The following is a 14,613-nucleotide window of genomic DNA, read 5'->3' as shown; positions in this document are numbered from 1 at the left end:
AAATGAGTTAGTTATTATTTTGCTAAATTAAAATCTATAGTCATTTCTAAATTCTCATCAACTACCGCAATACCATTAACTACTTTCGGTGCGTAACGCCATTTAGAAAGAGAGCGAATCGCTGCTTTATCAAAAATTTTCACAGGCTCAGCTTTAATCACTTTAATATTAATGGGCTTACCAGATGTATTTACATCAAAAGACATTGTCACACTGCCTTCAATTTTTTCACGGACACTTTTAATTGGATACTCCGGAGGACTGGGCATTATTAGCGTAGAGTTAGGGCTATCAGGTAGAGGTGTTGTCGAACATGCGGTTAAAAGAAACAGTGAAGTTAATGTTGTAATTATATATTTCATTATAAATCCCTTTATAGGTATTGTTATCGATTAGTTAGATGTAGTTTCTATAATGACACCAAAAGAGATTTAAGGTGAATAATAAATTTGTATTGTTTTTGAACTGATGAATATACGAGAAAGGCTGCAATGTGCAGCCTTTCTTAATTTTAAACTTTATTTGTATATTAAGCGTCTTGTTTGGCTTCTTCTTCACTAATTTGTTTTAGTGCTTGAATGAATGAGTCGCTTGGTTGTCCGCCAGTAAGCGCATATTTATCGTTTATGATAAACGTAGGTACTGAAGTAATACCCATCTGTTTAAAGTTGTCTTGCTCTTGGCGTACGTCTTGTACGTATTTGTCTGAATGTAGAATACCGCGAGCTGTTTCTTTATCAAGACCCACTTTTTCAACAACGTCGAGCAACGCTTCTTCTTGATTTAAGTATTTTAAATCTGTGAAGTGCGCTTCAAAAAAGGCGAGTTTTAACTCGGTTTGCTTACCTTCTTCACGTGCCCACATTAATAAACGATGCAAATCAAAGCTGTTGATCATGATGCGTTTGCCATCAAAATTAAAGGTAAACCCAGCACGCTGACCGGCTTCGAACATGTTTTTACGATTTTCGTCGCCTTGCTCTTCACTTAGGTTGTACTTTTGCATTAAGTGTTCGTTTAAGTCTTGACCTTCAATTGGCATATCTGGATTTAGTTCAAAAGGATGCCACGTAATATCTGCGCTCATTTCGTCTTTGAGTTGCTCTAGTGCAGTTTCTAGATTTTTATAACCCACTACACACCAAGGGCACATTACGTCTGAAACGATATCAATTTTAAAGTTTTTCATATTTATCCTTTTGAGGATTGCTTATAACTAAGTATAAAAAAGGATATTGGGATTAATTTAGCTTTATCAATACCAAACTAAAAAGAGCAGCTAAACAGCTGCTCTTGAAGGAATTCAGTATTAAGCGTTAAGCCCAAATGGGTCGTCAATGCTATAACTTGGTTGTGTAAACCAATGAGGGCCGTTGTCGGTCATGTAAAAATGATCTTCTAAACGTACGCCAAATTCATCAGGTATAACTAACATTGGCTCGTTACTAAAGCACATGCCTGGGGCAAGTGGGGTTTTATCACCGCCAACTAAGTATGGCCATTCATGAATGTCTAGCCCAATGCCGTGGCCAGTTCGATGCGGGCAACCCGGTGTTTGGTACTGCGGACCTAGGCCTTGCGCCGCTAAATAAGTACGTGCGCCAGCGTCTACGTCTTCGCACGTAGCACCGATTTTAGCTGCATTAAATGCCGCCATTTGCGCTGCTTTTTCATGATCCCAAAACATGCGTTGGCGTATGGTTGGTTCGCCAAATACATAGGTACGGGTAATATCAGATAGGTAATCGTGTACTTTACAGCCGGTATCAATTAATACCATATCGCCTTTTTTAAGTACTTGGGCATCTTTAACACCGTGCGGAAAAGACGTTGCAACACCAAATAAAACAATACAAAAATAGTTACCTGGCGCGCCTACTTTTTGATGTGCTTGCTTAATAAAGGCTTCTACTTCGGTGGTGGTTATTCCCTCATAAAGCATGCTTGCTGTGGCTTGATGTACGGCTAAGGTCATATCCATCGCGCGCTGCATTAAGCTAAGCTCGTGAATTGATTTATGCATACGGCAATGCGCCGTTACAGGTTGTGCGTTTATGAGTGTTAAACCCGTTTGTGCTTTATTAATGCCGTCGAATATAAAAAATTGTGCGCTTTCATCAATGCCAATGGTTGCGTTTTCATTAATATTTAACTTTTTTAGTACTTCAACAAAAAGTGCATAAGGATTTTCGTGCTCTTGCCACCCATGAATAGGCCCCTCTATTACTTTAAACCCGTTTAGTGAACCAATTTCGAAATAAGGCGCAATGTATTGTACTTCACCAAGGGCCGGTAATATTGCGCCAACCATGCGCTCGCTCGCGTACCATTTCATACCTGTAAAGTAGGTTAGGTTGGTGCCAGCGTTTAAATAAATTGCATCTATGTTGTTTGCTAACATATAAGCTTGCGCTTTGGCTATGCGATCTAAATGTTCGTCAGCTGCAATAGGGGTTAGCGTTTGCGTCATATTACTTAGGCTTGCCAACGCTTGTTCGCTCGATTGTGTACCAATACCGATGGTAGTCATGTTTTTCTCCTTGGATTTTTAACTAGTGTGATTAATACCAAGGTAAAATTCAATGTTATGCGATAAGAGGCTAATAGTTTATAGCCTCTTAAAAGGTCATATTATTTTTTAGCGTAAGGTAAACGCGTGAGTTTATTGCTTGTGTGGTAGCTATCAAGCCCGGTTACTGCGACTGTTTCAATTGCTTGTAAATCTAGGAAACCATCGCTTTGCAGCGCAGCTTTATCAACAAAAACATCCATAATTTCGCCAATAACGAGCTCAGTTCCATTGATGGCTAAATGTTGGTTTTCTACAAATTTAACCGAGTACTTTAAGCGGCTTTCTTTTACAAAAGGCGCTGCAAAGTCGTTTAAGTATTCAGGCGTTAACCCTGTAGCATCAAACTCAGACTCGTCTTTATCGTAACGGGCTGAAGTTTGATGAGCTTGTTTATAAATCGACTTATTCACTTGATTAATGGTGTAAGTTCCCGTTTGTAAAATATTTTCAAACGTATGACGCGGCACACTGTGAGGGCGCATAATCATGGCGACTAAAGGTGGGTTAGCCCCAAGGTGAATAACCGAGCTTACAATCGACAAGTTGGTATTGCCGAGTAAGTCTTGCGTGCCAATTAAATTGGCGCTTTTAAAACCCGAAAGAGAATTAATTAAATGTGTACGGGTATGTTTTTCAAGTGCGTCTATACGCGCTTTAGTAAAATGCATTAAAAATCCTTACCACGGTATGGTTGAGCCTTGCCAGTCTAAATAAGCAGGCTCACCGTTTAGTTTTAAATCAGGGTTATTGTTTGTTAATTCAAATAGTTGCTTAGCTACAAATTCAGGCGTAAATAATTTGCCTTCAGGTACATTTTTTTGAAAAGGCTTTGAAAGTGCTGTATCGGTAGTGCCAGGGTGAAACAGAATGAGTTTGGTATTTTTAGCACGACGAGCAAGCTCTATAGCCGCCGTTTTAAATAGCATGTTAAGCGCCGCTTTAGATGCGCGGTAAGTATACCAACCACCTAATTTATTGTCGTTTATGCTGCCTACGCGCGCACTGAGTGCTGTAATAGTACACTGCGTTTTATGTGTTAAGAGCGGCAAAATACTCTGCAAGCAAAGTAGGGGAGTTAGGGTGTTTGAATTGAGAAGTTGGCTAAAATACTCAGCGTCTAAATCCTCCAGCTTTTTTTCGGGCATATGGGTTTCGTTGTGCAGTGTACCATTGAATATAATAACTTGTTGTATATCGGCATTTTGCTCTTTTAGGTAATTAGTAACGCGCGCTAAACTTTTTTTTGTGTAGTCAGTATGCAGGTGGACAACACTTGAGCCAGACTCAATACTTTTTGAACTAATACAAACGATCTGATGAGTAGGCGTGTTTATTTGTAAATGTTCTATATATGCATTTGCTATGGCACTGCTTGCGCCGAATAAAACAATAGTTTTCATTTATCACCTTTTGCTTTTAGTCCACATTGGCCGTTACTGCACTGAGTATTTGGCATTAAAAAGCGACTGATGAGGTGCCGATACTTAGCAAATAATAGGTATCCGCAGTCAGCGAAAAAGCGAATTATTGGCAAGCGAAAAATTTTCAACCAGCTGTGTTTACCCACTATTTTCCATGCTTCGTAAGTTACATCAAGCCCATAAATCATTTCACCTGATTGCTTTTGAGCTTGAAGGTAGTTCATTGCTTTGTCTTTATCAATATACGGGTAGCGCTCGCTGAAGTCGCTCGCGTTAAGATCTTCAAGCGTAATTAAGTTTTTGTTATCAGCGTGTTTTAGTTGCTGCATTTCGGTGCTACAAAGAGGGCAGTTACCATCGTAAAAAATGATCATGTGAATGCTTTGTGATTATTTTATATATACTTTTTTACGACAAGACATTGCAAATGGATCTATTAAATATCTCTTCATGATGATATTAATAGTGTCCTACGAAAAAATGGAGACTGATAAATGAGTGAACAATACGCCGCCTTGCGAGGTAATGTAAATTTACTAGGGCAACTACTAGGACAAACAATCAAAGATGCCCAAGGTCAAGCGATTTTAGATAAAGTGGAAGAAATTCGTGCTTTATCAAAATCATCTCGCAGTGGTAACGAAGACGACAGACAAGCGCTAATAGATGTTTTACATGCGCTTAGTGATGAAGAGCTTTTACCGGTTGCCCGTTCATTTAATCATTTTTTAAACCTTGCTAATGTAGCAGAGCAATTTCATACCGTTTCGCGTTTTAATGACGTTGGCCTTGGTCAACAAAACCCTCTCACTCAAACATTAAAAACGTTAGCTACAAAAGCAGAACAAGGCCAGTTAGACAGTAATCATTTGGCCGAAACACTCTCAAAACTCCACATAAATTTAGTATTAACCGCTCACCCAACCGAGGTGACGCGCCGTACTATTATTAACAAACACGTTGAACTAAGTGATTGCTTAGCGTCATTAGAGCGAAAAGATAACTTAGTGCAAGAGCGGGACAATATTTTAAATCGTATTGAACAGCTGATTAGCCAAGCTTGGCATACCGACGATATTCGTCGCTCTCGCCCAACGCCAGTTGATGAAGCCAAATGGGGCTATGCAGTAATAGAAAATAGCCTTTGGCATGCGGTTCCGCGCTTTTTACGTGAATTTTCAGCGAATGTTAAAGACCAGTTGAGCTTAGAGTTACCAATTGATTACAGCCCAATTGAGTTTACATCGTGGATGGGTGGAGACCGTGATGGTAATCCATTTGTAACATCGCAGGTAACAAAAGAAGTGCTTGATCATGGTCGTTGGATGGCACTTAACTTATACATTCAAGATTTAAAAACGTTGTGCGCTGAATTATCTATGTCAGATGCCAGTGATGAGCTTGTTGAGCTTGCAGGGCAGGAATTTGAACCATATAGAGCAGTAATTAAAAAGCTTAAAAATCAGGTTGCGGAAACAGTGGCGCACTTAGGTGCTAAAATTAAAAATAAGCGCAGCGATTCACAAGATTTAATTACTAATATTAATCAGCTTAAGCACCCAGTTGAAGTGTGCTATCGCTCGTTATTAAAGTGTAATATGAAAGTAGTTGCGGATGGTTTATTACTTGATTTACTGCACCGTATAAATAGCTTTGGTTTGCGTTTAGCTAAACTTGATGTGCGCCAAGATTCGTCTCGCCACGGCGATGTGTTTTCAGAACTGACTCGTTATTTAGGTTTAGGCGACTACAACCAATGGCAAGAGCAAGACAAACAAGCATTTTTACTTGCAGAGCTTAACTCACGCAGACCGCTTATTCCAAAGCATTGGCAACCAAGCCCTGATGTACAAGAAGTACTTGATACCTTTGATGTAATTGCCAAGCAAGACGAAGCAACATTTGGTTTGTATATTATTTCGATGGCGCGAACAGCGTCAGACATTTTAGCAGTACAACTATTGCTAAAAGAAAGCGGCTGTAGCTTTGATTTACCAGTAGCACCGTTGTTTGAAACACTCGACGATTTAAACGCAGGCAGTGATGTAATTACCACACTGCTTGATAATGTTTGGTATCGCGGGCACATTAAAAACACTCAAAACGTAATGATTGGTTACTCTGATTCAGCTAAAGATGCCGGCATGATGGCAGCAGGTTGGGCGCAGTACGAAGCAATGGATAAGCTAGTACAGCTTGCTGATGCACGTGGTATTGAGCTTGTTTTATTCCACGGACGCGGTGGTACAGTAGGACGTGGTGGTGCACCCGCTGCACAAGCGCTGCATTCACAACCGCCAGGCTCTTTAAAAGGGGGTTTACGTGTAACCGAGCAAGGCGAGATGATTCGCTTTAAATTTGGTTTACCCGATGTAGCACTGCAAAGCTTAAATATTTACGCAGGCGCAGTTTTGCAAAGTAACTTATTACCGCCACCAGAGCCAAAACCAGAGTGGCGCGAAGTAATGAAGCTAATAAGTGAGGAGTCATGTGAGCATTACCGTAATGTAGTTCGTCATGATGAAAACTTTGTACCTTACTTTAGAATGGCAACACCTGAGCTTGAACTGTCTAAGTTACCGCTTGGCTCGCGTCCTGCAAAACGTAATCCTAATGGTGGCGTTGAAAGTCTACGTGCTATTCCATGGATTTTTGCGTGGAGCCAAAACCGTTTAATGCTTCCTGCATGGCTAGGTGCGTTAACAGGCTTAAAAGCTGCGCTTAATAAGTACGGCGCAGAAACTCTAAACGAAATGAGCTTACAGTGGCCGTTCTTCAGATCGCGCCTAGAAATGCTAGAAATGGTATTTAGTAAAGCCGATTGTTGGTTGAGTGAGCATTATGATAATGCGCTGGTGGAAGATATGTACAAACCACTAGGTGTAACACTTCGTAAAGAGCTTCAAGAAGCCATTAGCTTGGTGCAATCACTTAGCCCGCAAAAAAGCCTATTAGCCGAACAACCTTGGATTAAGGAGTCGATTAGTTTACGTAACCCGTACACCGATCCACTTAACTTATTACAGGTTGAGCTTTTACGCCGTGCTCGCTCAGAGGAAAAACGCAACGAAGGTGACATTGATAATGCATTAATGATCACGATGACAGGTATTGCAGCAGGTATGCGTAATACCGGCTAACATGTTATTTTGTTAGGTATACCAATTAATTATTTTGTTGGGCATACCAGTTAAAATTAAAGGGAGCACGCGATGTGCTCCCTTTTTTTGCGTTTAATAACCTAGGGCCTGTTTATCTTTCGAGGTTAAATTTGCAGCAGTGTATTTGGTATTTAGGCAAGGCAGAGCCTATGTAGTGTGGTTATTCCCCATAAATAGGCGATAACGCAGCATAAAGACCAAACACGCGCTGCCCGAAGGTTCGTCCTAGGGACGATTAACTCTTTGTTGCTCGGTTTTTACTTAGCCCACTAGGTTACAAACCTCGCGCCACGATTAAATCGTCCCTAGTTAGAACAAATTTTAATCCTGAAAGGTCAACAGGCCCTAGCAATTAGCGGCTTAACCTTTTAAACTACTTAGCCATTGAATAATTAAAAAATGTTATGGCTTCAGCAACTTTTACTGTACAGCAAGATACAGCACTTACAAATTCGCACATCACATTAAACGTAGCGCAAACAGCGTCATTACGTAGTCAATTAAAATCACAACGTGGCATATTAAATTCTAATAATATTAAGCAGTTATGCGCACAATTAAATGTGTCTGATGATGCATTATTACAAGGTTTAGTACCTTTAGCCTCTGAGTATGCCGTTGCGCCGATATCAGATTTTCATGTAGGCGCAATTGTTAAAGCACTTGATGAAAACGATGAGGTAAACTTTTACTTTGGTGCAAATGTAGAGTTTGATCATCAAGCATTGAGTTTAGTGGTTCATGCAGAGCAATCGGCTATAAATAACGCATGGTTAAACGGCGCTAAAAAAATAGTTAAAATAGCGATTAGCGATGCACCGTGTGGGTATTGTCGTCAGTTCATGAACGAACTCGCTGATGCGAAAGAGTTTGATATTTTATTGCCAGAGCAACACTTTAAATTGGCAGAATTACTGCCGCACTCGTTTGGGCCGACTGATTTAGGTAACGCGTTTAGCTTGTTTAATCCAGAGCCTCACCAGCAAGTATTTGCAAATGATCAACTAGATGAAAAATTAGCAAGTACAGCATTAAACGCATACGTACCCTATAGTAAAAACTTTAGTGCAGTAAAAATTAGTACATTTAAAAATGGTGATTTTTACGGAAGTTACGCAGAAAACGCAGCATACAGCCCAAGCTTGTCGCCACTACAAAGTGCACTTAGCCAATTATTTATCGCAGGGCTTAGCTTTGATGAGCAGACGGTAAAAGGTATTACACTTTTAGAAACCGCAGGCCATGAAAACCAAGAGGGTGTAGCACGTGCTGTACTTGCAAGTTTTAAAAATCTACCGGCAATAGAAGTAATTAGCGCTCAGCTAAAATAAACTCTTAAAAACAATAAAGCACAGCCAGAGCTGTGCTTTACAATTTTATCTATTGAGTTTACTTGGTATTAATCAAGTAATACTTTAGCCGCTTCTAATACTACCGCTACAGATTTACGCTCAATTTCGCCATGGTCAACATTTGGTATTTCTTGGCGAGTACGATTAACAAGTACGCCGGCAACACATGCTGCTTGTAAACCAAGGGCTGCACACATAGTAAATAATGTTGCTGATTCCATTTCGTAGTTCATCACGCCCAGTTTTTGCCACTCTTCGCAGCTACCTTGTAGTGATTTAGGAACGTAACCAGAATGCGTATCGTAACGCTCTTGTCCTGGATAAAATGTATCGCTTGATGCAGTAATACCAATATGAAAATCGATATTTAAGTTTTTACATGCTTGTACCATAGCTTGTGTTGCATAAAAGTCAGACACAGCAGGGTAGCTAAGAGGAGCAAAATGCTGGCTTGCACCGTCTAAACGTACAGACGCTTGGCTAATTAAAATTTCGCCTTCGTTGATATGTGGCTGAATCGCACCTGTTGTACCAATACGTAAAAATTTACGCACGCCAAGTTGTGCTAATTCTTCTACTGCAATCGACGTAGATGGACCACCAATACCCGTAGAACAAACAACCACCGAATGGCCGTTTAGTTGACCTAAGTAAACATGAAACTCACGAGTTTGAGCAAGGCAGGTTGGGTTGTCTAGGAATTGTGAAATGCGTGCAGCACGATCTGGATCGCCCGGTACAATCGCAAGTTTTGCACCTTTAAGATCGTCAATACATAGTCCTAAGTGAAATACCTTTTCCATAGCTAAGCCTTTTTATAATAAATTGTGTCAATCTAGCATCATTGCTAGAAACGTTTATCAAGTACAGGACGATTGTCCGTTTTATCTTAACTCCTCCAATTAAGTCTTAATAATTTTAAGAACTAATTTGATTTATTCATCAACTATGAATATTCAATCAAGTGCTTATACAAGTAGCCTTGTTGTGCTGTTGACATGTTCAAGCAGACATAATAAGTATCAACCAAGCGCGTAACTACAATTAAATAGTTTATGGCAAATATTCATTAATATTAAATTAATTCAATGGCTTAAATTTGTATTAAGCACGTAAAAGATAACGTGTTTATTTATATTAGGCACAGACTTATTTAGCAAAGTGGAATTTATTTGAAGTTTAGGCACTTTTGGTGATTTTGCATAACTAATCAAAAGTAATTAGCTACGTACAGAATAAAAATCGAAGGAGTTTATTATGAGCACACAATTTGAAGCATTTAAAAACAAAGTTGAGCACTGTTTGTGCGCACCGGGTGATGGCGTATACACAGTAAATACTGCAAAAGAGCGCAAAGCCGCACTGCGTAATAAACTTTATGGACAAACTGAAAACGTTGATAATTTGTGGCGCGAGTCTTTAAATGAATTACCAAATTCTCCACATAAAGCCGTTATGTTAGGTATTAGCTCAGACTGTGGCGGTGGTATTTTACGCGGTGCAAACTGGGGGCCACTGTTTGTGCGCTCAGCTTTAATTGATCAGCAACCGCAGTGTCACTCGTTTGATTTAGGCGATGTACGTGTAATCCCACATTTACTTCATGATAAATACCTAAATGATGCAACCATTTCTAATTGCCAAAAAGCCCTATACGGTAATGAAGATAACGACTACTACGTAAGCCCATTATCAATCACAGAGGATGTATGCGACAGCTTTTACGCGACATTTAAAGATAAAGGGATATTTGGTATTGGTGGCGATCACTCAATTAGTTACCCACTTACCAAAGCGTACTTAAAAGCAAAACGTGAGCAAGGTAAGCGTACTGCTATTATTCACTTTGACGCGCATACAGATTTACTTGTTGAGCGCCTAGGCATAGATTTATGTTTTGGCTCTTGGTGTACACATATTTTAGAGTTTTTACCAGCGCCACATCATTTAATACAATTTGGTATACGCTCAAGTGGCAAGCCTAAAGCGCACTGGGAAAGTACCTTTGGCGTTAAGCAACATTGGGCACATGAAATCATTGAGCGCGGCGCAGCAGCGGTTGCTGCCGACGCTATTGCACAATTAAAAGCTGATAACGTTGATGAAGTATACGTAAGCTTTGATATTGATGCGCTTGATGCAGAGTTTGCATCTGCCACAGGTACGCCAGAACATAATGGTTTAACACCACAGCATGCGCTTGATATTTTATCAGCCATTGCGGATGAGTTTCCGATTACGGGTGCTGATATGATGGAAATAGCGCCATTTACCGACAGCTCTTTAGTGGGTCAATCAAGCTCTGAAACGACACTTAGAGAAGGCGCTAAAATTTCAGCCTTTTTAATTAGTGCGATGAACAAGTAAGCTGTAGGAGCTATAAATACTAGCACTATCAGCGTATAAGTGTGCATTACATGACTAAAAACTAGCAGTTCATAAAGCCTCAGCTATATTTATTAAATACTTATAATGAGTTAGTTGAGGCCTTGCTAAATGAAATTATTGATCTTTTTATTGTTCATTAGCTGTATTAAAGTTGATGCAACTGAAATCACAATAGTAACGGAAGTATTTCCGGACTTTCAGTATCTCAATGAAGATAATAAACTCGCTGGCCGTTCTGTCGATAAAGTTCATAAAGCGCTAGAAGGTACTGGTATAAAATACACTATGTTGGCGCATAGTTGGGCCATATCTTACAATGTAGCGCTACGTGATAAAAATACCTGTATATTTTCAATTGTTCGATTACCTAATAGAGAAAGTAAGTTTAACTGGGTAGGTGAACTGGAAAGCTTTGATTCAGCCATTTATGGTCTAAAATCTAGAGGTATAAAGTTAAATACTCTCAATGATGCTAAAAAATATAAAATAGCAGTACTGCGTGATAACTTTAGTCATCACTATTTGCTTGAGAGGGGCTTTAGTGAGAACAAGCATTTATTACTCATCGATAGCCTCGATAAAATAGATAAACTCATAAGCACTCGTCACAATATCCTTGATTTTGTTGTTCTTAGCAAAAAGCAATTTAGCTATCGAATAAAAACTGAACCTAGGCTTGAGCTACTCGAGCCATTACTAAATCTAAATACAGCCCAATCTCCATTATTTTTTGCTTGTAATATAAATATGGATCCGGCCTTAGTTGTTCAATTAAAAGTCGCCTTTAAAGGCAATTAAACAGTTTAAAAAAACAGTTTAATCAATGTAACCTCATGAAATTAAATCACTTTAATATATTTTATAAATATAAATTGCCGCATTTTAAAAACCGATTATAATCCAGCTGCTTTTTGTTTAAAAAAGCACTAACTTTTTGGAGCGTTAAATGGGTGATTTAATCGGGATTAGCTTATTGATCTTGATCAGTGCGTTGTTTGCTATGTCAGAAATAGCAATTGCAGCGTCGCGTAAAATAAAACTGCGAGTAATGGCAGATGAAGGGAATATAAAGGCAGCAGCGGTACTAAAGCTACAAGAAAATCCAGGGGCTTTTTTTGCCATGATCCAAATAGCACTCAACGCGATAGCGATATTGGGTGGTATTGTGGGCGAGCAGGCCTTATCGCCTTATGTTGAAAGTGTGTTGGTATTGTTTTATCAAGGTGCGCATTTAGAAAAAATTAGCTTTTTATTCTCATTTTTTACTATTACATCCTTGTTTATATTATTCGCCGATTTAATGCCAAAGCGTTTAGCGATGATCATGCCAGAAGCGGTCGCTGTTAGAGTGGTTACAATAATGCGCTGGGTTACCTTTGCATTAACCCCGCTGGTGATGTTTTTTAATGGTGTCACTAACTTTGTGTTGCGCTTATTTAAAGTGCCCGCTGAGCGAGAAGACAATGTGACAACTGAGGACATTGTTGCCATGATGGAAGCAGGTGCTGCATATGGTAGTTTGCAAAAGCAAGAGTATGAATTAATTGGCAATGTGTTTGACCTAGAAGCACGATTTTTATCAAGCGTAATGACGCCACGCGACCAAATTGTATATTTTGATTTAAACGAATCTAGCCATGATATTGCGACTAAAATTATTGACCATCCTCATAACCACTTTTTAGTGGTGTCAGGAAATTTAGATAAGTTGCATGGCTCTGTTGAATCTAAAGATATTTTACGACAAGTACTAAAAGGCGAAGCTGCCAATATAAACGATGATCTCATTGATAAAGATGTTTTTTACTTACCCGAAACATTAAGCTTATCTGAAGCTTTAAATGCGTTTAAAAGTGCAGCAAAACCATTTGCTGTTGTCGTAAACGAATATGCGCTTTCGGTTGGTATTGTAACGGTAAAAGATTTAATGAAAGGGTTTATGGGTGATTTAATCACTCATCAAGGCGACGAATTAATCATAGAACGCGATAAAAATTCATGGCTTGTAGATGGCTTAACCCCAATTACCGATTTAGCAAAAGTACTTGATATAGAAGAATTTCCTGACCAGATGCACTATGAAACGGTCGCTGGTTTTTTAATTTACAATATGAAGCGAATACCTAAACGCGCGGAGCATTTAACTTTTTCAGGCTTTAAGTTTGAAGTTGTTGATGTAGAAGGAATTAGGGTAGAGCAGTTGTTAGTTTCAAGGGTTATTAACCCGCAGAGTGCTAATATCCTTTAAAATAAGGTGTGCGCTTTAGTTTTTATATAAATAGCCAAGCTGTATTTGCTTGGCTTTTTTGTGTCTGTTAAAAACTTCGTTTCTAAAATGAGATATTATTTCAATATGTTAAGTTGTTTTATTTTCATACAGTCTTGATTCTATTTTCATCTAATTAACATTAAATGCAACCTAAGACGTATATTGTACTGAGGAGTGTAAGTTTGTGTAAATTTCTTCTAATTAAGATTCATTATCAGCGCGTTTTAACTTAGAATGATCGTTCACTCTAAACTAAAAGGTATTTAACATGCAGCGTTCCCGCATCGCTTTATTTGTATTGTCAGCCCTCGTCGGTTCTGTTGCTTTAACTGGTTGCGATCAGGCTGCTGAGCAGTCACAAGCTTCAGCTCCTAAAGCTGTACCAGTGGGTGTACTTACATTAAAAAGCCAAGCGCTTACTCTCAAAAAAGAACTTCCTGGTCGTATCAGTGCATTTCAAATTGCTGAAATTCGCCCACAAGTAAGTGGTATTGTGCAATCTCGTTTATTTGTAGAAGGTAAAGAGGTTAAACAAGGCCAGGCTCTGTATCAAATAGACCCTGCGACATTTGAAGCAGACTTAGCAGCAAGTGAAGCAAGTGTTGCACGTGCTCAGGCGAGTATTTCAAGTAGTAAAGCTAAAGCATCTCGTTTTAGCGAGCTTTTAAAAATAAAAGCGGTAAGTCAGCAAGACTTTGATGAAGCAGATGCTGCATACAAGCAAGCAAAAGCAGAATTATTAACGGCTAAAGCGCAGTTGAAATCGGCGCAAATTAACCTTGATTACAGCCATGTGTCGTCACCAATTAGTGGTCAAATTAGTAAATCAAGCGTAACTGTAGGTGCATTAGTAAGTGCCAATCAAAGTACTGCACTTGCTACAGTGACTCAGTTAGATCCAATTTATATCGATTTAACACAATCAAGTAATGAGCTTACCAAACTTAAAAAAGCAATATCATCAGGTGCTCTAACTGTTGATTCGACGAGCCAAACTGACGTTGAACTTATTATGGAAGATGGCTCTGTTTATCCTCATAAAGGCACATTGCAGTTTTCTGAAGTGACAGTTGATCCAAGTACTGGCTCAGTAATACTACGTGCTAAATTTTCAAATCCAGAAAAATTATTATTGCCAGGCATGTATGCCCGAGCTTCTATTGTGGAAGGTGTTAAGGCGGGTGCTATTTTAGCTCCGCAACGTGGTGTTAGCCGTAATTCAAAAGGCGAACCAACAGCAATGGTTGTCAGCAAAGACAACACAGTAGAAAGCCGCGTATTAAAAGTAGATAGAACGATTGGATCTGATTGGCTTGTTACTGATGGCTTAATGGATGGCGATAAGTTAATAGTTGAAGGTTTACAAAAAATCCGCCCTGGTGCACCAGTGAATCCATCTGAAATTCAATCGTCTGCTAAAGCCGATCAAGCGCAATAACGGAGAGTTTTA

General features: G+C 39.2%; 13 protein-coding genes. 6 read left to right on the top strand and 7 right to left on the bottom strand.

The annotated features are described in order from the left end of the window. Positions 1-14: 14 nt before the first annotated feature. The 6 genes from CXF64_RS11360 to CXF64_RS11335 form a co-directional block, all read right to left on the bottom strand. A complete protein-coding gene (locus CXF64_RS11360; RefSeq protein WP_101217056.1) occupies positions 15-362 on the bottom strand; it encodes an energy transducer TonB in 348 nt (115 codons plus the stop codon). 167 nt (positions 363-529) lie between these two features. Next, positions 530-1,189, bottom strand: a complete 660-nt coding sequence (locus CXF64_RS11355) for a DsbA family oxidoreductase (protein WP_008134379.1) — start codon at positions 1,187-1,189, stop codon at positions 530-532. Between the two features lie 120 nt (positions 1,190-1,309). Continuing rightward, the gene (locus CXF64_RS11350; protein ID WP_024605703.1) at positions 1,310-2,530 is read right to left on the bottom strand and encodes a M24 family metallopeptidase; all 1,221 of its coding nucleotides are present in this window, start codon (positions 2,528-2,530) and stop codon (positions 1,310-1,312) included. A 101-nt stretch (positions 2,531-2,631) separates the two neighbouring features. Continuing rightward, positions 2,632-3,240, bottom strand: a complete 609-nt coding sequence (locus CXF64_RS11345) for a flavin reductase family protein (protein WP_024605704.1) — start codon at positions 3,238-3,240, stop codon at positions 2,632-2,634. Between the two features lie 9 nt (positions 3,241-3,249). After that, a complete protein-coding gene (locus tag CXF64_RS11340; protein ID WP_101217055.1) occupies positions 3,250-3,972 on the bottom strand; it encodes an SDR family NAD(P)-dependent oxidoreductase in 723 nt (240 codons plus the stop codon). Then, a complete protein-coding gene (locus tag CXF64_RS11335; protein WP_101217054.1) occupies positions 3,969-4,367 on the bottom strand; it encodes a thiol-disulfide oxidoreductase DCC family protein in 399 nt (132 codons plus the stop codon). The genes CXF64_RS11340 and CXF64_RS11335 overlap by 4 nt, the downstream gene beginning before the upstream one ends. 120 nt (positions 4,368-4,487) lie before the next feature. Between CXF64_RS11335 and ppc the strand changes: the two genes are divergently transcribed. Next, positions 4,488-7,133, top strand: coding sequence for a phosphoenolpyruvate carboxylase (gene ppc, locus CXF64_RS11330; RefSeq protein ID WP_101217053.1), 2,646 nt, complete (start codon positions 4,488-4,490; stop codon positions 7,131-7,133). Between the two features lie 425 nt (positions 7,134-7,558). Then, the gene (gene cdd / locus CXF64_RS11325; RefSeq protein ID WP_101217052.1) at positions 7,559-8,485 is read left to right on the top strand and encodes a cytidine deaminase; all 927 of its coding nucleotides are present in this window, start codon (positions 7,559-7,561) and stop codon (positions 8,483-8,485) included. A 68-nt stretch (positions 8,486-8,553) separates the two neighbouring features. Here the strand turns inward: cdd and udp are convergent, their stop codons facing one another. Further along, positions 8,554-9,309 (bottom strand): uridine phosphorylase, encoded by a 756-nt coding sequence (udp, locus tag CXF64_RS11320; protein ID WP_007582384.1) that lies wholly within the window; start codon positions 9,307-9,309, stop codon positions 8,554-8,556. 454 nt (positions 9,310-9,763) lie between these two features. On the opposite strand from udp, the gene CXF64_RS11315 reads away from it, so the two are divergent. The 4 genes from CXF64_RS11315 to CXF64_RS11300 all read left to right on the top strand — a co-directional run bounded on the left by CXF64_RS11315 (position 9,764) and on the right by CXF64_RS11300 (position 14,601). Beyond that, a complete protein-coding gene (locus CXF64_RS11315) occupies positions 9,764-10,873 on the top strand; it encodes an arginase family protein (protein ID WP_007582386.1) in 1,110 nt (369 codons plus the stop codon). Positions 10,874-11,002: 129 nt separating this feature from the next. Next, a complete protein-coding gene (locus CXF64_RS11310) occupies positions 11,003-11,692 on the top strand; it encodes an amino acid ABC transporter substrate-binding protein (protein WP_101217051.1) in 690 nt (229 codons plus the stop codon). Between the two features lie 148 nt (positions 11,693-11,840). Further along, positions 11,841-13,142 (top strand): hemolysin family protein, encoded by a 1,302-nt coding sequence (locus tag CXF64_RS11305; protein ID WP_007582388.1) that lies wholly within the window; start codon positions 11,841-11,843, stop codon positions 13,140-13,142. A gap of 289 nt (positions 13,143-13,431) precedes the next feature. Next, positions 13,432-14,601 (top strand): efflux RND transporter periplasmic adaptor subunit, encoded by a 1,170-nt coding sequence (locus tag CXF64_RS11300; protein WP_101217050.1) that lies wholly within the window; start codon positions 13,432-13,434, stop codon positions 14,599-14,601. The last annotated feature ends 12 nt before the right edge of the window (positions 14,602-14,613 follow it).

The organism is Pseudoalteromonas sp. GutCa3, assembly GCF_002836155.1.
GTDB classification, from domain to species: Bacteria; Pseudomonadota; Gammaproteobacteria; order Enterobacterales; family Alteromonadaceae; genus Pseudoalteromonas; species Pseudoalteromonas arctica.
The sequence above is the reverse complement of the archived record's forward strand: the minus strand, read 5'-3'. Positions and strand labels throughout refer to the sequence as shown.